The sequence below is a fragment of the Vibrio glycogenivorans genome (genome assembly GCF_051660965.1).
In the GTDB taxonomy this organism is placed as follows: Bacteria; Pseudomonadota; Gammaproteobacteria; order Enterobacterales; family Vibrionaceae; genus Vibrio.
Genome location: NZ_JBPVIS010000004.1, coordinates 13,074 through 30,790 on the forward strand (window position 1 = coordinate 13,074; position 17,717 = coordinate 30,790).

Consider the following 17,717-nt stretch of genomic DNA (forward strand, 5'->3'; position numbering starts at 1 on the left):
CTTTAAATCCACCAAAGATAAGTGATGTTATTTTCCGATGTTTTAAATAGAAAGGACCTAACCTCTGATCAAAAAAGAGGCATCCGAAGATGCCTCTGAAATTTATAGCTGGCCTGAAAAGGCTTTTTGGGAAAGAGCACTAAAGTTGTCGTCCGAGAGCGAACCTGCATCGTTCAACTTTTCTACCTTATTTTTGACTAGTGACGCGATTTCCATAAATTGCAGCCTAAGACTTTTTGGGGGAAGTAGTATGTTTAGCCTTCTTAAGTCTGTTAAATGTAGGTGCTTAATTGCGACTCCTTTTGTACTCCTAAGCATCATATATTTCGTGGGATTTGAACGCAGGTAGTGGAATAGATATTCAGGTTCAATAAGCTCTTTGTTTAATTTAAACAAAGCAGCACTTTCGAACAGAGAAAATTCTTTATCAACTTCAACTATTGCAGGTGTACCCAATGAACCACTTTTGCTAAGAAGTACATCACCTTTTTCGGGATTACAACGCCTAATCAAGTCATTATGCTCATCCGTTGAAACAAATTTAGTGTCACTCCAATCAAGCCCCCAAGGTTTAATATTTTTTGCTGACAAAAACGGTACACCTTCGGAAGTATAGGTAGGAGTTTTGTGTGTTCCATCAGTAACCTTATGGGTAACATCTGCTAACTCCACTACCTCCCACCCCTTCGGATTCGTTACCGGATCACCAAACATATCCAAAAACACGCTGCGTAAGAACTCGTCGGCAAGGTCAATGGCTTGTTTGCGTTTCTGGCGAATGGCATCTGCTTTATCTAAAATGGCAGCAATGCGTTTTTGTTCTTCTAGTGGGGGAAGGGGGACCTCTATTTCCTCTATTCGAAAAAGTGCTAGCTTTGGTTGACTTGTCGCTTTTTTCTTTGATTGAATTTGGTCTTGCCCGTGCGTCGACAAAAATCGAATAAGGAAATCTTGATCAAGTAATTGATCATCTTTAATTACTAATTTAGCAGCGTTTTCTGTTAAATTTGCTCCATCAAGTGATGGCGGTATTTTCCCAACAATTCCTATACTTCCTGCGATTGAAATATATACATCGTTTTTACTAATCGTATACCTCTGGATTTTATTATGAGTTTTCTCACTAATATATTCCAACCCTTCGATACTCACAGAGCCATTTATAAAATCAGTAACTCGTATATAAGGATGCTTAGTTTCTGACTGGTGATAAGATTCCCCCTTAGGTAATCGCTTTCCTCCCTTTACATCAACTAGATTACCCAGTGTTACAATCGGCCAACTCATAGCATCGACTCCAACTCATCGAGGTCAGCCAGAATCTCATTTTCTAGGGCTTTGAGTTTGCCTAAAATCACCTTTGGTTCTTCGTAACTTTCTTGCTCATACACCACTTCTTTATAGCGGTTGACCGACAGATCATATTTGTTCGACTTGATGTCATCTTTGGCCACCAAGAAGGCTTTTTGCGTTTTGTCTGCCCATTGTTCAGTAGAGCCGCCTTCAACTACTGCCGCTTGATAGGCTTTGTACTGCTCAACCAAATCTGGCAAGTCGTTGTCTTTGATTGGGGTGCGCTTATCATCGAGCGACTTACCATCGGCTTGCACATCGTAGAACCAGACGTTATCGGTACTGCCACCTTTGGTGAAAATCAGTATCGCCGTAGAAACGCCCGCATAAGGCTTAAACACGCCGCTTGGCAGTGAGATCACCGCTTCCAACTGGTTATCTTCCACTAGGTGTTTACGCAGGGTTTGGTGCGCTTTAGAGCTACCGAATAACACGCCATCAGGGACAATGGTTGCAGTGCGGCCGCCCACTTTTAGCATACGTAGGATCAGTGCGACAAACAGCAGTTCGGTCTTTTTGGTTTTGACCACTTTTAGAATCGCAGGATCGACATCTTCTTCATCTAAGCTACCCTTAAATGGCGGATTGGCGAGGATGATATCAAAACCGTTTTTCGCTTCATCAGGGAAACGCTCAATAAAACTTTGGCTTAGGGTATCTTGGTAGTGAATGTCTGGCTGTTTAACACCGTGCATCACCAAGTTCATTGCCGCAACGCGAAGCATTGTTGAGTCAAAATCAAAGCCATGGAACATATCTTCATCAATATGCCAACGGTTAGACAGTAAGTCACCTGCGTATAAGTAGTTAAACACCGGGTTACCATGAACGTCGAGTACTGGCTTACCTTCAGTATCAAACGCTTGCTCTTTCTCTACACCTTCAGGCGATGAGTACTTTTCTAAAAGGTATTCGTAGGTCGAAGACAAGAAGCCACCCGTGCCACAAGCTGGATCACACACTCGGTGCGTTTCTTCTACATCGAGCATTTCAATCATGGCGCGAATAATATGGCGCGGCGTACGGAACTGACCGTTGATACCTGCGGTAGTCAATTTAGACAGCAAATACTCGTACAAGTCACCTTTTACATCCTTGTTTTCCAGTGGTAATTCACTCACTAGCTCAACCGCTTTCACTAACAGCGATGGCTTTTGGATCATTAACTGAGCATCTTTCATAAACTCAGCAAAAAGCGTGTCGTCACTAGTGAGCTCTTTAAAGAAGGGAAACAGTTCATCTTTTACCAATGGGTAAAGCTGCTCTGCCCCAAGGTGGCGGAAGTTTTCCCAGCGGATGTGCTGCTTATCATCTGGGAATCTATGTGAGAATGCCTTACCTGTACGAGCACTACGTTTTTCGTCGTTACGCTCATTCATATCAAGCATGCGGGCGTACATCAAATATGTGATTTGCTCAACTACGGTTAGCGGGTTGGTGATCCCTCCTGTCCAAAATTCTTCCCATAGTTTGTCAATTTGGCTCTTTAATGCGCCTGATGTAATCATTATCTATTCTCTATATTCTTTTATGGCAATTGACGCTAGCAGGTAGCTAGCGACAATTGTAATTGGTTGTAGTGTACTTAGCCGGTCCCTTTTGCCAAAGAGTTAATTCACTACTTTATCGAAACTTGCTTGTTTCTCACCCAAATGGACACTAAAGCGTCGAACAAACTGCTCTACTACATCCGCTTGCGCTGGGATTGGGAATACGCCATCTAAGCCAGCATCATCAATTTGATTGAATGGTGCTTCGTAGAGCTCTTCAATATCAACGCTACCGTAGCGACAGAGGTGATTTTTGAGCATGCCGATAAAACGTTGCTGTCTTGAGTTAAGTTGCGTGTGTACTTGCTGTACGAACGCTGTGAACTCACCTTCAATCGCCTTAGCATCCATCCCAACAATGGTACGCAAAATCTGGTCAAGACCTGCTGTTGATTCCGGAAAGAACTCTTTCAAAATCGAAAGGTCGACACTTGGGTTTTGTGTATGCACAAGCGCATTGAGCGTGTCTAAATCCGCTTCAGTTACCGATTGTCCAGCACGTATTTTCTGTAACACTTCATTAGATTCAAACAATGGCGAAAGGGTTTTTTCGACCTCTTGTTTATAGATCTGATAGTCAACCGTAACAATATCGGTTTTCACCTCTTCCGTGCGATATTCAGCGGCATCCTCTTTCACGTCCAATACGGGTGTTGGCTTAGGTGGCGGTGTCGCGCCTTTATCACGTAAATGAATCACCGTTCGCAACTCACTTCGACAAGCTTCTAATTCATTGTGGCCAGCATCGTTCCAGAAGTTCGGCTGCTGTACTTGCTTAATCGTACTGGCCTTGCTGCGCACTTCGTTAAGGTGCATCGAAAGTGTGGTAACCTTGTCCATAATCGGCAACGCAACAATATCGACCTTAGAGGGTTGCTTGAGTTTAATAAGCTCAAGTTCTAAGAACTGAAGATCGAGACGCAATGCTTCACTCTCGCCAGTAATTGGCTTCCATTGCATCAGCGGAGCGATTGTGGAACGGAGTCGCTCTTTGGTATCCGGAGCCATTTGGTGCAAGGTTTTCTCATCGCTTAACTGCGCTTTAATTTGCCAGTTTTCACGCACCTCGATAGTTTTGTCGTTGAGTGAATCGATATCGGCTTTAATCTGCGGAACCACCGCATCGAATATATCCATTTCAGCGCGTTTGAGCGCTTCATCAACCAAGTTTAGCCGTGCTTCAAACACCTTTTGCGCAAGAGACTTACCTTTTGCACCATCGTCTTCATCTGGGTTCATTTTGAAGTATTCAAAGTTGTTCCAGTGATCGAAGATCAAGAAATGCTTTTTATGTTCGCCTGGACCAAACAAGTTTTCACACAAACGAGTACCACGACCTACCATTTGCCAAAATTTCACTTTCGATTTAATCGGTTTAGCAAACACAAGGTTAATACATTCCGGCACATCAATACCGGTATCAAGCATGTCGACAGACACCGCAATGGTGATTTCTTCTTTGTTGCCTTCAGCGCTTTTGAAGTTGTCGATCAGTTCATCCGCTCGTTCGTATTTCGAGTGAATCACTCGGCAGAAGTTGCCACCAAGATCGGGATACATTTCGGCAAACAGATCGGCGATAAGTTCTGCGTGTTTGATGCTACGAGCAAAGATGATGGATTTACCTGGCAATTGATTATCTGCATCTTTAAGACCACGTTCCATCAGATTACGGATGATCTGGCGGTTGGTGTCTTTATTGAAAATTGCTTTATCAATCAGCTTTGAATCGAAATCGAGCTCATTCGGGTCGATGCCTTGATCTTCAAGCTCAGCTATCTGCTCATCAGTGAGCTCATTGCCTTTTATGCCATCACGCAAGAACTTGGTGGTATGAGAAACGACTTTGAAAGGTACAAGGTTTCCCTCTTCAATCGCCTGTTCTAGCGGATAGTTCGCCGTTGGCATTTTGTAGTCACAACCAAACAACTGGCTGGTAGAACGGGAGATCATCTCAACTGGCGTTGCGGTTAAGCCAACTTGTAGGGCATCAAAATACTTAAACAGCTCACCATACTTGTTGTAGATGGAGCGGTGCGATTCGTCAGCAATAATAAGGTCGAAGTGACCGACATCAAACTCTTCGAAGGATTGCATCATACCTGGGTAAGTCGCGATCACGATACGCGCTTTACTGGCGAGGTCTTTTTTACTTTTACCTTTTACGAACAGCGGCTCTTTAGTGAACTCATTAAATGCGTTGGCCGCTTGCTTACGAAGCTCTTTACGGTCGCATAAAAACAGGACTCGCTTTGCCCAACCGGCATCAAGTAAACGCTTAGTCAATGCAATAGAAACGCGCGTTTTGCCCGTACCAGTTGCTTGTACAATCAGAGCTTTGCGGTGTTTGTTGTTAAATCGTTCACAGACACGAGTGATCGACTCCATTTGATAGAGTCGTCCTGCAACTTCAGTATCTATTGGCGTGCTGTTGAGATCTTTCTTCAACGCACGCTGCTGGATAAGGTATTGCAAGCTGTCTTTAGAGTAGTAACCAAACAGTTTGCGTGGTACGTAACCCTGAGCATCATCCCATAACCAGATATCGTAGCCATTGGTGTAAAAAATAACGGGACGTTGGTCTGTTTGTTTTTCTAACGCATCAGCGTAAATTTTGGCTTGCTCTTGTCCTGCACGTGCATCCACGCGGGTTTTCTTCGCTTCAATAACCGCCAGCGGTTTTCCGTTGTCATCCCACAAGACGTAGTCACAACGACCTTTGCCTGATTGAGTCGGCTGGCCTTCTACTTCGTACTCTTTGGATACTTGTTCGGTGCTCACCTCTTCCAGCGCGACGTCCCAACCTTCACTTCTCAACTCTGAATCGATTAGACGTTTACGTGTTTCCGCTTCGTTAAAGTCAAAGCTGTTCTTCAACTTGAGGGTGTTGCGCTTTAGCTTGTCAGCTTTAGTTTGGTCAACTTCCAACTTGAGCTTACTTGCAGCCTGTTGTGCCAGTAACTGGGCTTCTTTAGCCTCTTCAAGCTCTTTTAACGCCTGTGTTAACTGCTCACTGTTCTGGGCAAGTTTTTGCTGTAGCTGTTTGTTTTTACGTTTGAATTCTGCTTTAGACTCACCCTCTAACGGAGCATTATCTGGTTGAGTGTAGCGAGGGCATTCTTCTTGTGAGCCATCGCCATAGGCGATGAAAAGCCAGCAACCAATTAGGTAGGACTCTTTGAGTAACCAGAGCGCATCATGCTGATTAACATACCCGTCATGAGCGGCTTTGTTTCCGCCTTTACGAACAGCGTGAAACTTATCAAGAATATCGTTGTGAATGATGGCAGTAAACGAGGCACTGGTCAGCTTGTCGTGTACCGACGCATTAGGCAATACAGGTAAACGTAGCTCTCTATAAAGATAGCCTACGATTTTTTCGACGTAGCAACGAAGCTTAACCATCGAACTTTGTGGATCAGTCACCGCATAAGCTTCAGCAAATGCGCCCAGTTCAGCCAGTTCTGGCCAGTCTTTTCTTAGATGTTCAAAGTTCATTGACGTTTTCACTCTTTTTGTTCTCCTGACCTCAATGAGCAATGGTTATGCCAACCGTGTTCTAGCCTACTCGTTTACTCTTCAATACCTAATTTTGTCATCCATCCGCTTAACGTTTGATGACTCTTTAGACCTAGTGCTTCCGCCGCTTTGGATTTATTATTACGACTATACTCTAAAGCTAATTCAACCGCACCTTTCTTAATATTATCAATGTATTGCTGTATATCCCCAGGTACAGAAAAATCGCTCTGTGAAGATTGGTTTCTGCCTGCACTCAATACTGACGATTGAAGGTCTTCGACAGAAATGGTGGTCGATTCAGACCATAACACTGCTCGATTCAGTGTATTCCAAAGCTCCCTGATATTTCCGGGCCACGAGTATGATTGTGCAAAATTAATTGCATCGGTGGAAATTTTCTTACTTTCAAACAGAGGATGTTTTTCGGCCTGTTGATTGATATCATTCATCAGAGTTGATATGAGCTCTGGAATGTCTTCCGATCTCGCTCTAAGCGGTGGCATTTCAATTACCCCAACAGCAAGTCGGTAGAACAAATCTTCACGAAAGACACCTTGCGATGTCATCTGAAATAGATCTTGGTGCGTGGCTGCAATAATACGCACATCAACAACCTTAGACTTAACGTCACCAACTCTTGTAATTTCTTTTTGTTGCAGCGCTCTCAGTAATTTAACTTGGACATTGAGCGGGAGCTCGCCCACTTCGTCAAGGAACAAGGTGCCGCCATTGGCCTGCTCGAATAGCCCTGAATGATCTTTATCTGCTCCTGTAAATGCACCTTTGACGTGACCAAACAAAATTGAGTCCACCAAGTTCTCTGGTAGCGCACCACAGTTTACGGCTCTAAAAGGCTTTTCAGCGCGAGCGCTTGCATTATGAATGGCTGTTGCCATGACCTCCTTGCCTGATCCACTTTCACCTAGGACAAGTGCAGGTAAGTCCGATAACGCAAGTCTGTGAGCTTTTTTCACTAGAAGTCGCATGATTTCCGATTTCGCCGTGATAGCTTCAAATGCCGAGCTCAATCTGGGGGCATCTGATGTGAGTGACTGTATAGCACTAGTGGATGTTCTAACGTACTCCGTCGCGAAATCGACAGGGATATCAACTTCTATTAACTCTCCTTTCGGAGATGTTTGCAGAAACTGGCATTTGCCAACGCTCTTGCCGAGAAGGACAGAAACTACCGTCATTGCTGGCGTTCCAGATGTGAGGTTCAGATAAAGGCTTTCTGAGCCAGCAGATACTTTACTCAGTTGTTTCTGCATCACTTTTGTTATAGCTGAATAGTCTATTGGTGACGACAATCGAACTCGTTGAATGGTCACTAAGGTCTTGGAACGTCCCGCGCAGGCGAGCTTTTTCTCCAACCATTCTTTGTATTCATGCCATTCATCTTCCCATGTACTGGCAAGGATAATAATACTGTCTAGAATCTTGCCTTTAAGTGCAATCGTTGCAATTGAGGCGGGATTATCCTGCTTCATTTGGTCAAGATCAGTTCTGCCAAGCCAAGTGAGTAACGTTGCCATTCTTACGTCCGTAACTATTTTTACTTATAGGAACAGAGTTTACAGCAATGAGCACTAAGTTGATATTCAACTACATACCAATTTGTGTCGAACGTCTCAAACCAAACGAAAACACAATCGGACTCGTTTTGAACTCCTATAGTGGAATTTGAGGAGGAACTTTATGTTTTTGCAAAGGCCAAAGCCCCACACTAACGAGAGTCTGGAGAGCTTCTGTATCAGGGTTGCTAACAGCAATGGATATGAGTATGTCCATCGCTTCCTTGAGGCTACAAAACGCTACCTGCAAGACATCGACCATAATGGCTATAGGAGCTTTCCTACTGATATAACTCGGATAAACCCATACTCAGCTAAAAATAGTTCCAGCGCGCGAACGGCGTCATTCCTGAAACTCGCTCAACTGACATTTAATGAACCGACTGAGCTACTTGGGTTGACAATAAACAGAACGAACTTGAAGTATTCACCTTCGACATCTGCCGTGATACGAGGTTCTGAAGTGTTTCCTCGTAGTTTGCTCCGCACTAACTCGATACCCTGCTGCCCTTTGTGCCTCCAAAAAGATGGTTATGCTTCCTACCTCTGGCATTTGGAGGGTTACGATCATTGCCACATTCACGATGTGCTGTTAGTCAGCACTTGTGACTGTGGTGCTGAATATGACTATAGGACATCGGGGATAAATGGAATTTGTAGCAGTTGCAAAAAACCTATAGCTACAGATAGTCGTGGGAGTAGCTGTGATGCTATATCCGTTGTAGCAAATTGGCTTGCTGGTTTTGAATCTAAAGAGCTACCACACCTCCCTCAAAGCTATCGCTGGGGCTTGGTACATTGGTGGATGCACCTTAATGACAATAAGTTCGACCATCGTTCATTCACCCATTTTTTCGCAAACTGGCCAAGTGCATTTCATTCAATGATCGACGATGAAATCGAGTTCAACCTTGAGCATGCTGTTGTCAGCACATCTGAGTTACGACTAAAAGACCTTCTAAGTCCACTATTTTTCAGTTCGATTCGGTTGCCTGAACGGAACCTTCAACACAATATCATCCTAAGTGAGCTTCTCAGCCACTTAGAAAAGCGTTTGTGGCAAGACAAGGGGTTAATCGCCAATCTTAAAATGAATGCGTTATACCAATCTAAGTAAAAATATGATCTAATTGAGGCTGTTACTTTCACGTGAAAATGGATGCTATGGACAGCCTCGATAATATTGATTTTAAAAAGCTTGCTAGCCAACAAAAATCTATCCAGATGAAGATGCGATTACTCGCATTGGCCCACTTCAAAGATGGTCATTCTCGTACCCAAATCGCTAAGTTTCTTAAAGTCAGTAGAACCAGTGTAAATAAGTGGGTACAAGTATTTCTTGAAAAAGGGCTTGAAGGGCTGCAAGAAAAACCAAGAACGGGTCGTCCCGCTTTTCTCAATGCTCAACAGCGTGAACAGTTAAGCCAGTTCATAAAGTCTCGAGCTGAAGATTCATCTGGCGGCAGATTAACAGGGGCTGATATACATGCCTACATCGTGAAAGAGTTTGGTAAACACTACCACCCTGATTCTATCTACTATCTGCTTAATCATATGGGCTTCTCTTGGATAACTTCACGCTCCAAACACCCTCGTCAATCGCAACAAGTCCAAGACGATTTTAAAAAAATTCAAAATTGAAACGATCCTTAAGATCCCAGGCCATATGGGGCTCGATAACGTCGATGTTTGGTTTCAAGATGAAGCGAGGTTTGGTCAGCAAAATACCACAACCCGTCTTTGGGCACAGCGAGGTTCGAGACCGAGAGCGATAAAACAGCAGCAGTTTGAATATGCTTATTTGTTTGGCTCAGTATGCCCCGCTAGAGGGATCGGAGAAGCTATGGTTGTTCCATGGGTCAACAAAGAGATCATGATTGAGCATCTCAAGCAGGTCTCAACGGTTACAGAGAAAGGTCGTCATGCGGTGGTCATCATGGATGATGCCGGATGGCATACCGATGATATTGCACAAGAGTTCAATAATGTCAGCATCATCAAACTTCCACCCTATTCACCAGAGCTAAACTCAATAGAACAGGTGTGGAGCTGGCTCAGGCAGCATTATCTTGCCAACCAGAGCTTCACTGATTACAACGATATCGTGTCGAAAGTGTGCAAGGCATGGAATCGATTCTTGGACAGTACAGATAGGGTTACCAAAATGTGTAGTCGAGAATGGATTAACCTGATTCCTTTAACAGTCTTTGGTTTCTGTCTCGTCTTTGTCTTAACCCATTCACCAGCAACAGACTCAAATGTGCATGCTTGCTCTTGCTGAATTAGGTTTTTCTTTTCTATCCGATCCAGTCTGGGGTCAATTCCTTCCTTGAGAAGTTTACGCATTTCAAACGCCTTATCACGAGCACCATTAACTTTTAGCATGTCTAGGCTACCCAACCCCAAGAAGGTTCTCTGTTTAGTCCCAGGCTTAGTGTAACGAAACTCCCAATATTTGAGGTTGTTAGGTTTTACCAACAGATAGAGACCACCACCATCCGGTAAACGATAGCTACGATCTCGACCCTGTGCTTGTTCAATTTCCTTATCTTTCAAACGATGTATCAAGTGTGACATATTGCCCCCTAGGTATGACAAAGCAATGCTCAGAAAAAGTTAGTTTTTTCGAATCATACCACTAAAATATAAATCTCTGATTTATCGACACAATAATCGCCATACGCTCTAATTTATGAGCAATTTGAGACTTTTATAGGGCTAAAAAAACACATTCAAATGGTATGATTCCGAAGTTGATAGTGATTAAATCATACACATTGTCATACCACAAAACGGCGAACGAACTAGGGTTTCTTTGGACGTTATCGAACGATAACATATTGATTTTTAGAAGTTAAAGGCATAAAAAAAGACGTCCAAGGACGTCTTTCTTCTAGAATGTGGCGGTGAGTGAGAGATTCGAACTCTCGATACGTTGCCGTATACACACTTTCCAGGCGTGCTCCTTCAGCCACTCGGACAACTCACCGTATTTTGATTGGGTTGGCATCGTGTGCCAACGAGGCGCTAATTTAATGATTCGGAGGTCTTTGGTCAAGCAGATATTGGAAAAAAATCGGCTTTTGCGTACCAAGTGGCGATTATTTAGCTATCTCGCTGATTGATTGAGCAATTTACACTGATTGACGCTGATAACCAGGAACACGGAACCAGCGACGGCACATGTCTAGGAAGTAGCCGTACAGGACGCCCATACCGCACGATACCACTGCGTTACTAGAAACTGCGGTAATGATCTGCTCGCTTGATGCGCCAACGGCCAGCAAGATAAGTGCGTAAACCGGTGATTGGAACAGCACGTAAGCAACCAAGTCTGAGATATTACGCATTAGCGCCGTCTCAGAGATTCGTTTGCCTTGGCGCAAGCAAAAATCACGGAACAGGCCATATGGGAAAGCAATCGCAATATTGACTGGGATAGAGAGTGTTCTTGAGGCCAGTGACTGTTGGAATGTCATTCCTGATATCAGGATTTCAATGACCATCCCAGTGACAAAACAAAAAACCACCATAGCAAAAGTATCTGCTGCTGCGTTGCGAATACAGAACGGCGCTCGCGCTTTCATTCTCTTTAGGCTCCAATAACACGACTTAAAATCAGGTGCTTATCAATCAGCACCGGCTAAGCTCGGCTGATCAACAGGCATAAAAAAGCCCGGCCAATGACGACCAGACGATGGCGCTATTAGAACATAAAATATTTAGATTAGGATATTAAATATAAAACAAAAACCAGTGAAACAAACCATCTTTTGAATCTATAGTAGAATATATGACTATCAACTCAAAATATGCACAACCAAATTGTCCATCAGCTCTTTCGATGGTGGCTGTTTTTGCTCGATAGATAGCTGAAGTGACTCAAGCAATCGTTTGCCTTCGGTATTCTCGACGGGAAGCATCGGGAATAGGCTATCTAATGCCTTTTGAGCTTGATCATAGGCTTGATTGTCGATGGAGATACTCAGATCCACGACAACAGCCTCAAGCTCATCGCTGTAGCCAATCGCAGCAGATGAGTGTGCGTGTTGCTGGAACTGGCGCAGCTTATCAGCATAAAAGTACAGCGCATCATCCAGCTCTTTTTCTTTCATTGGTTTAGGAATAATGTGGTCAACACCCGCGGCCAACATACGTTGCTTGGTTTCCTCAAATACATCTGCGGTACAGCCAAGGATCAGGACAATACTCATGGCGTTATCTAAGCCGCGAATCCGTCTTGTGGCCTCTATGCCATCCATCACCGGCATGTGGTTATCCATCATCACCAAATCAAATGACTGATGAGTGAGTTTTTCAACCGCCAATTGACCGTTCTCAACCACGCAGATATCGAAAAGCTTACCTTTTAAGATGCCTTCAATAATGATCGCGTTAGTGCGGTTGTCCTCAACAATCAGGGCTTTAAGGCCCTTAAACGTCTTACTTTGCTCAATCGACACTGGAGGGGCTGCAGGCGTCGCGAGCTCTACCTTGACCACAACCTCAAAGCTTGAGCCAATCCCGACCTCACTATTGAGGGTGATACTGCCGCCCATGAGTTCCACAAGCTGTTTAACGATCGCGAGGCCAAGCCCGGTGCCTCCATAGCGACGGGTCGTGGTGGATTCTGCTTGCTGGAATGGAGAGAAGACCTTCTCGAGAGCCTCTTTGGTGATCCCAATCCCAGTGTCACGCACGCGGATACTTAAAAAATGATTCTCGCCGACGTGTAGCTCTTTCATGTACACCTCAATAAAGCCATGCGAGGTGAACTTAACGGCATTGTTAAGCAGGTTAAACAACACCTGGCGCAGACGCGCCTTATCGGCGTAATACCAGCGGTCGTGAGGCACCTCGGTACGGATCCTAAAGTCGAGGCCTTTCTCGGTGCACAGGGTGTGATAAACGCTATTGATACTGCCAATGATGTTGTCCAGCGGGAAGGCGCTATTATCGAGCTCAAGCTGCCCCTGCTCTATCTTGGAGAAATCGAGGATCTCATTAAGCAGCGTCATCATATGATCGCCCGAGTCATACAGCATGCGCATCATTTTTCGTTGCTCGGGGTTAAGATCGCTCTTGAGCAGGATCTGCGCGGTACCGAGCACCCCATTCATTGGCGTGCGGATCTCATGAGACAGGGTCGCTAGAAACGCGCTCTTGGCCTCTGTTGACACCTGAGCTTGGCGTCGCTCATCCTCAAGAAACACGGTTTTTTGATTAAAGCTATCAATCAGTAAACGGATCTCATCCTGGCTGCGATAGTCGATATCAATGGTATCGCTCTGTTTGCTGCCCTGCACACAGGTTGCGATTGAGACAATGGGCCGAATCAAATAGTGGCTCAGTAGATAGTAACCCAATAGGATACACAGCAAGAGGATTGGAATAACGCCCGCCTCAATCTGCGAGACCAGATGAAAGACCTGATCTTTGACTAAGTACTGCGAGTTGACCACATTGACCTGCCAATTAAAATCCCCAAAGGTGTGCTGACAGATATAGATGTTCTCCACCACCTTGTAGTTGTGATGAATAATCGTCTCGCCAAAGCCATCGTTGAGCACCAGGCCGATATTGTATTGTTCTGCGTGCTGGCGAACACTCTCGATTAGGTCAACGAGGGAGATGTCTACCGTCGCGACACCGGCAAACTGCCCCTCAACATAGTAGGCAGCCGATGCGGTGATCATCTGAACATGGGTAAACGGGTCTATATATACCGGCGACCAAACAACCTCACCCGAAGGCAGGTTAATCGCACTGCGATACCATCCCTCTTGGTCGTATCCACCGCCAGCGGGGTTATTCCACGAATAGATCTGCTCAACCAGCCCATCGGCGGCACGGTTAAAGAACAGGCTTTGATAAACTTTACCTTGCTCGGTGTTCTTTGGCTCGGGCCATAAGCCGCCGCTGACGGCAATGCCGGTATTATTGGCAAAGGTTGAATAGAGCAGCTCACGTTGACCAAACGCACTTAGGCCGGACTCGCCGACACTGCTGATGTTGTTCAAAATAACCAAGGAGTTATTCAGTTGCTGCTCAATTTCTGCGGCCAGCAGCATAGTACGTAGGTCCAGACTATGCTGGAGTTGCTCGCGCACGGGCGGCTCCACCACCTTGTAGACCACGCTACCTATCACGGTAATGATAATGATGAGATACACACTGAGTGCGAATTTACTTTTTCGCCTTAATGAGGACGTCTGTTCCATCGGTATGCGCTATCCCTAGTCATGCTATCCATAGCTGTAATTGAGTCGTTCCACTGCGGCTATTGGTGGTGATTGTTGCCTAGCCTTTATTCAAAGCTAACTACACACGTCTGATCTGGCAAGCTATTTTGCCTGATTTTTCTGCCTTGGCTTGCTACACTGCCCTGTAAACACACTCAGCAATAAATGGAAACTAAAGTGACCCTATCTGAACTGATTGCAACGCACGAGCTGCAGGATAAGTTACTAAGCGAAGCGCAGACGCGTGGTTTTATCACCGCAATGGCGAGCGCCCCTTACCTACTTGAGGTCAACGAATGGCTACCCTTCTTGTGGGGCGGCGAGGAACAAGCGCCGTTTAGCGATGGCGCTCAGCTTGAGGAGTATATCCAGCTGGTGATCAACATCTGGAACGAGACCGGCCCTCAACTGCTTGAAGGTACGTGGCAGTGGCCACAGGCTTGCACGCTCGATGAAGAAGATATTGTCAGCGAGGAGACACGTGAGTTTTGTGAAGGCATGCTGCAAGGCTGGCAGCTCAGCCGTGATGATTGGGAAACTCTGATGCCAGAGGACAGTGAAGACAATGCCCTACTTGGCGGCGTGCTGCTTTCTCTCTCCATGCTATACGACCCACTGACATCACTCGCCACGCTTAAAGAGCAAGGCATGGAAGGCTTGGAGCAATTTGAAGAGATCTTCAACGCTATCCCGGTGATGATTTGCGGCCTATCACAGCGCGGTCAAGCGCTAGCTCAAGCGCAAGACGACTAGGCCTGAATAAAACAAGCCTCACAAGATCAAAAAAAGCAGAGCCAATCGAGCTCTGCTTTTTTATGCTTCAAAGACGGTTTTCGCCTTAACGACGACTTACGCGTTGCCTTTGACCTTGATATTCAACTGCTCAGCGAAATCCAGCATACGATTGAGCGGGATTAGCGATTTCACGCGCACTTGCTCATCAACAAAGATCTCGTGCTCAGCACCGCCTTCACGCAGCGCTTGCTCAATCGCTTTAAGGCCGTTCATCGCCATCCAAGGACAGTGAGCACAGCTGCGACATGTCGCGCCTGCACCAGCCGTCGGCGCTTCAATCAGCTCTTTCTCTGGCACTAGCTGTTGCATCTTAAAGAAGATGCCTTTATCAGTCGCGACAATCATCTGCTTATGTGGCAGCTCTTTAGCCGCTTTAATCAGCTGACTGGTTGAGCCCACTGCATCGGCAAGCTCGACAACACTCGCAGGTGACTCTGGGTGAACCAAGATAGCCGCGTCTGGGTAGACGTTTCTCATCTTGCGCAATGCATCGGCAGAGAACTCGTCGTGAACCACACACTCCGCATTCCACAGTAGCATCTCCGCGCCAGTTTGGTTTGAGATGTAAGAGCCTAGGTGGCGATCCGGACCCCAGATGATTTTCTTGCCTTCTTCATCAAGGTGCTCAACGATTTCTAGGGCAATACTTGACGTCACGACCCAGTCAGCGCGAGCTTTCACTGCCGCTGATGTGTTGGCATAAACCACAACCGTATGGTCAGGGTGTGCGTCACAAAACTCGGTGAACTTGTCTTCTGGACAGCCAAGGTCAAGTGAACACTCTGCCTCTAGCGTTGGCATTAGGATGGTTTTTTCTGGCGTCAAGATTTTCGCCGATTCGCCCATAAAGCGCACGCCCGCAATGATCAGCGTGCTAGCGGAATGACGGTTACCAAATTTGGCCATTTCCAAAGAATCACCGACAAAGCCGCCAGTCTCTTCCGCAAGGGCTTGGATTTCAGGGTCTGTGTAGTAGTGTGCAATCAGAACCGCATCTTTTTCTTCTAATAATGCTTTGATGCTTGCGACGTACTGCGCCTTTTCCTCATCCGACAGTGGCATCGGTTTAGGTGGGAAAGGATAAACAGTATCGATTTTATCTAGGATATGGCTCATGGCCCGGGCTCTCAGTGTTACAACGATTAAGCGATTGTACACCCTGTGAAATGTCGGATCAAAGGTTGCAAGGCAACAGGTTCCTTCAGCGGAAAAAACAAAGGCGACCCTAGGGCCGCCTTAATGCAAAATCAACACATTACGCGCTATTTGATGCGCTCTCTCGCCAGTTTAGCCGAGGCACTGTCTGGGTATTCAGAGATAACTTGTTGATAGTATTTTTTCGCCGCATCCATATTGTCATTACGACGCGCGATCTCACCAAGCTTCAAAATCGCGTCAGCACGCTTATTTGACTCTTTGTGCGACACCACCGCCGCAAAACTCTTCACCGCATCTTTATCTTGCTTCTTAGCAAAATAAAGCTGACCAAGCCAGTAATGCGCGTTGGCGCTGTAAGTCGAATCCGGGTATTCCTCTTGGAACTCCTGGAACGCCACAATCGCCGCAGAGTAATCACGTTTTTTCAGCACCAAGTCTACCGCTTCTTGGTAGGCTTGCTGCTCACCAGCATTCGATGTCGCCTTGCCACCGATAGGTGCGTCGTCCTCATCAGACTCGACAGGTACGACAGCGACTGCTGGCGCTTGAGTACGGACTTTATCGAGTTCAATAAACAGCTCACGCTGACGCTGAAGCATCTGCTGCAGCTCGTAGCTGTTTTGCTCTAACTGACCACGAAGTTCACTGATCTCCTGAGCCATCTCGTCCATCTGCATCTGCATACGCGCTTGCGTGCGGTTGCGACTTTCAAGAACGCGCTCTAGGCGTTGAACTTCGGTTTCAGCGCCGCTGACCGCTGCCGTATTGGTAGCGGTCGCCGTTACTGTGGCATTGGTCGCGGTAATGTCTGCGACAGGAGCAGGCGCGGCAATTACCGCACCCGACAGCGCAAGAGCTAAACCTGAAAGAGTAAAAACTCGACCCGTTGTAATGATGCACTCAATCGACATGGCATCACTCTCCTTCTATATATTATTAACCGAGCGGCTGGTTAGTATACCAGTACTGCGCGACGGTTTTGAGCGTAAGCTTCTTCAGATTGACCGAAGGCGATTGGCTTCTCTTCACCGTAGCTCACGATAGATACCTGATCAGGTTGAACACCTAGAGCTTGTAGGTATTTCGCTACTGCTTCAGCACGACGCTCACCCAGTGCAATGTTGTACTCAGGAGTACCGCGCTCATCCGCGTGACCTTCGATAGTCACATCTTTTGATGGGTTAGATACTAGGAAAGCCGCGTGTGACGCTAGCACTTCTTCGTAGTCGCCTGAGATAGACGCGTTGTCGAATGCAAAGTAGATAGTTGACATCTCAGCAAGTGCTTTTTGTTGTAGCTCTTGCTCAGTCAGTGCATCCTTGCCGTCATCGATTGGAGAAACAACAGTGTTATCTGTTTTTGGCGTTTCTGCAGCCGGTTGGTTTGTTTCATAATCCGTTGAAGAACCTTCAGCGTTTACTGCTTCATCACTTGAACTACATGCCGTCATTGCGATAACCGGCAAAGCAATCATCAAGCCTTTAAACACTTTACTAAATTGCATCTAAATATTCCTTTTGTAT

At 45.8% G+C, this 17,717-nt stretch carries 12 protein-coding genes, 1 tRNA gene and 1 pseudogene; 3 read left to right on the forward strand and 11 right to left on the reverse strand.

Going from position 1 to position 17,717, the window contains the following annotated elements:
* Positions 1–102 precede the first annotated feature (102 nt).
* From ACSTTG_RS10755 to ACSTTG_RS10770, 4 genes are all read right to left on the reverse strand, one after another.
* Complete coding sequence (locus tag ACSTTG_RS10755; RefSeq protein ID WP_438474809.1) at positions 103–1,287, reverse strand: restriction endonuclease subunit S; 1,185 nt, start codon at positions 1,285–1,287, stop codon at positions 103–105.
* Entirely contained in the window at positions 1,284–2,861 is a 1,578-nt protein-coding gene (locus tag ACSTTG_RS10760) for a type I restriction-modification system subunit M (RefSeq protein WP_438474810.1), read from the reverse strand. Before ACSTTG_RS10760 ends, ACSTTG_RS10755 begins: the two co-directional genes overlap by 4 nt.
* A 102-nt stretch (positions 2,862–2,963) precedes the next feature.
* Positions 2,964–6,401 carry a DEAD/DEAH box helicase family protein gene (locus ACSTTG_RS10765; RefSeq protein ID WP_438474811.1) on the reverse strand — a complete coding sequence of 1,146 codons (3,438 nt, stop codon included), beginning with the start codon at positions 6,399–6,401 and terminating at the stop codon, positions 2,964–2,966.
* A 74-nt stretch (positions 6,402–6,475) separates the two neighbouring features.
* Entirely contained in the window at positions 6,476–7,960 is a 1,485-nt protein-coding gene (locus ACSTTG_RS10770) for a sigma-54 interaction domain-containing protein (protein ID WP_438474813.1), read from the reverse strand.
* Between the two features lie 163 nt (positions 7,961–8,123).
* Here ACSTTG_RS10770 and ACSTTG_RS10775 point away from each other — a divergent pair, with 163 nt between their 5' ends.
* Complete coding sequence (locus ACSTTG_RS10775; protein ID WP_438474814.1) at positions 8,124–9,116, forward strand: TniQ family protein; 993 nt, start codon at positions 8,124–8,126, stop codon at positions 9,114–9,116.
* A 47-nt stretch (positions 9,117–9,163) separates the two neighbouring features.
* Positions 9,164–10,190 (forward strand): annotated as a pseudogene (locus ACSTTG_RS10780) (IS630 family transposase); the annotation flags it as partial.
* Here ACSTTG_RS10780 and ACSTTG_RS10785 read toward each other — a convergent pair.
* The 4 genes from ACSTTG_RS10785 to ACSTTG_RS10800 all read right to left on the reverse strand — a co-directional run bounded on the left by ACSTTG_RS10785 (position 10,091) and on the right by ACSTTG_RS10800 (position 14,220).
* A complete protein-coding gene (locus ACSTTG_RS10785; RefSeq protein ID WP_438474815.1) occupies positions 10,091–10,576 on the reverse strand; it encodes an integrase arm-type DNA-binding domain-containing protein in 486 nt (161 codons plus the stop codon). The pseudogene ACSTTG_RS10780 and the gene ACSTTG_RS10785 overlap by 100 nt on opposite strands.
* Before the next feature lie 324 nt (positions 10,577–10,900).
* Positions 10,901–10,988 (reverse strand) — tRNA-Ser (locus tag ACSTTG_RS10790).
* A gap of 145 nt (positions 10,989–11,133) precedes the next feature.
* On the reverse strand, positions 11,134–11,586 hold the full coding sequence (locus ACSTTG_RS10795) for an L-alanine exporter AlaE (RefSeq protein WP_438457114.1): 453 nt from the start codon (positions 11,584–11,586) through the stop codon (positions 11,134–11,136).
* A 213-nt stretch (positions 11,587–11,799) separates the two neighbouring features.
* On the reverse strand, positions 11,800–14,220 hold the full coding sequence (locus ACSTTG_RS10800; RefSeq protein ID WP_438474816.1) for a hybrid sensor histidine kinase/response regulator: 2,421 nt from the start codon (positions 14,218–14,220) through the stop codon (positions 11,800–11,802).
* A 186-nt stretch (positions 14,221–14,406) separates the two neighbouring features.
* On the opposite strand from ACSTTG_RS10800, the gene ACSTTG_RS10805 reads away from it, so the two are divergent.
* Positions 14,407–14,994, forward strand: coding sequence for a UPF0149 family protein (locus ACSTTG_RS10805; protein ID WP_438474818.1), 588 nt, complete (start codon positions 14,407–14,409; stop codon positions 14,992–14,994).
* A gap of 96 nt (positions 14,995–15,090) precedes the next feature.
* On the opposite strand, the gene nadA is transcribed toward ACSTTG_RS10805, so the two are convergent.
* From nadA to pal, 3 genes are all read right to left on the reverse strand, one after another.
* Entirely contained in the window at positions 15,091–16,152 is a 1,062-nt protein-coding gene (gene nadA, locus ACSTTG_RS10810; RefSeq protein ID WP_438457111.1) for a quinolinate synthase NadA, read from the reverse strand.
* Positions 16,153–16,298: 146 nt separating this feature from the next.
* Positions 16,299–17,105: a tol-pal system protein YbgF gene (gene ybgF, locus ACSTTG_RS10815; protein ID WP_438474819.1), complete on the reverse strand. Its 807-nt coding sequence runs from the start codon at positions 17,103–17,105 to the stop codon at positions 16,299–16,301.
* Between the two features lie 41 nt (positions 17,106–17,146).
* The gene (gene pal / locus ACSTTG_RS10820; protein ID WP_438457109.1) at positions 17,147–17,698 is read right to left on the reverse strand and encodes a peptidoglycan-associated lipoprotein Pal; all 552 of its coding nucleotides are present in this window, start codon (positions 17,696–17,698) and stop codon (positions 17,147–17,149) included.
* Positions 17,699–17,717: the final 19 nt, after the last annotated feature.

Coding starts and splice junctions, on each gene's coding strand:
- ACSTTG_RS10755 (WP_438474809.1), bottom strand. CDS start 1,287: ATGAGTTGGCCGATTGTAACACTGGGTAATCTAGTTGATGTAAAGGGA.
- ACSTTG_RS10760 (WP_438474810.1), bottom strand. CDS start 2,861: ATGATTACATCAGGCGCATTAAAGAGCCAAATTGACAAACTATGGGAA.
- ACSTTG_RS10765 (WP_438474811.1), bottom strand. CDS start 6,401: ATGAACTTTGAACATCTAAGAAAAGACTGGCCAGAACTGGCTGAACTG.
- ACSTTG_RS10770 (WP_438474813.1), bottom strand. CDS start 7,960: ATGGCAACGTTACTCACTTGGCTTGGCAGAACTGATCTTGACCAAATG.
- ACSTTG_RS10775 (WP_438474814.1), top strand. CDS start 8,124: ATGTTTTTGCAAAGGCCAAAGCCCCACACTAACGAGAGTCTGGAGAGC.
- ACSTTG_RS10785 (WP_438474815.1), bottom strand. CDS start 10,576: ATGTCACACTTGATACATCGTTTGAAAGATAAGGAAATTGAACAAGCA.
- ACSTTG_RS10795 (WP_438457114.1), bottom strand. CDS start 11,586: ATGAAAGCGCGAGCGCCGTTCTGTATTCGCAACGCAGCAGCAGATACT.
- ACSTTG_RS10800 (WP_438474816.1), bottom strand. CDS start 14,220: ATGGAACAGACGTCCTCATTAAGGCGAAAAAGTAAATTCGCACTCAGT.
- ACSTTG_RS10805 (WP_438474818.1), top strand. CDS start 14,407: ATGGAAACTAAAGTGACCCTATCTGAACTGATTGCAACGCACGAGCTG.
- nadA (WP_438457111.1), bottom strand. CDS start 16,152: ATGAGCCATATCCTAGATAAAATCGATACTGTTTATCCTTTCCCACCT.
- ybgF (WP_438474819.1), bottom strand. CDS start 17,105: ATGTCGATTGAGTGCATCATTACAACGGGTCGAGTTTTTACTCTTTCA.
- pal (WP_438457109.1), bottom strand. CDS start 17,698: ATGCAATTTAGTAAAGTGTTTAAAGGCTTGATGATTGCTTTGCCGGTT.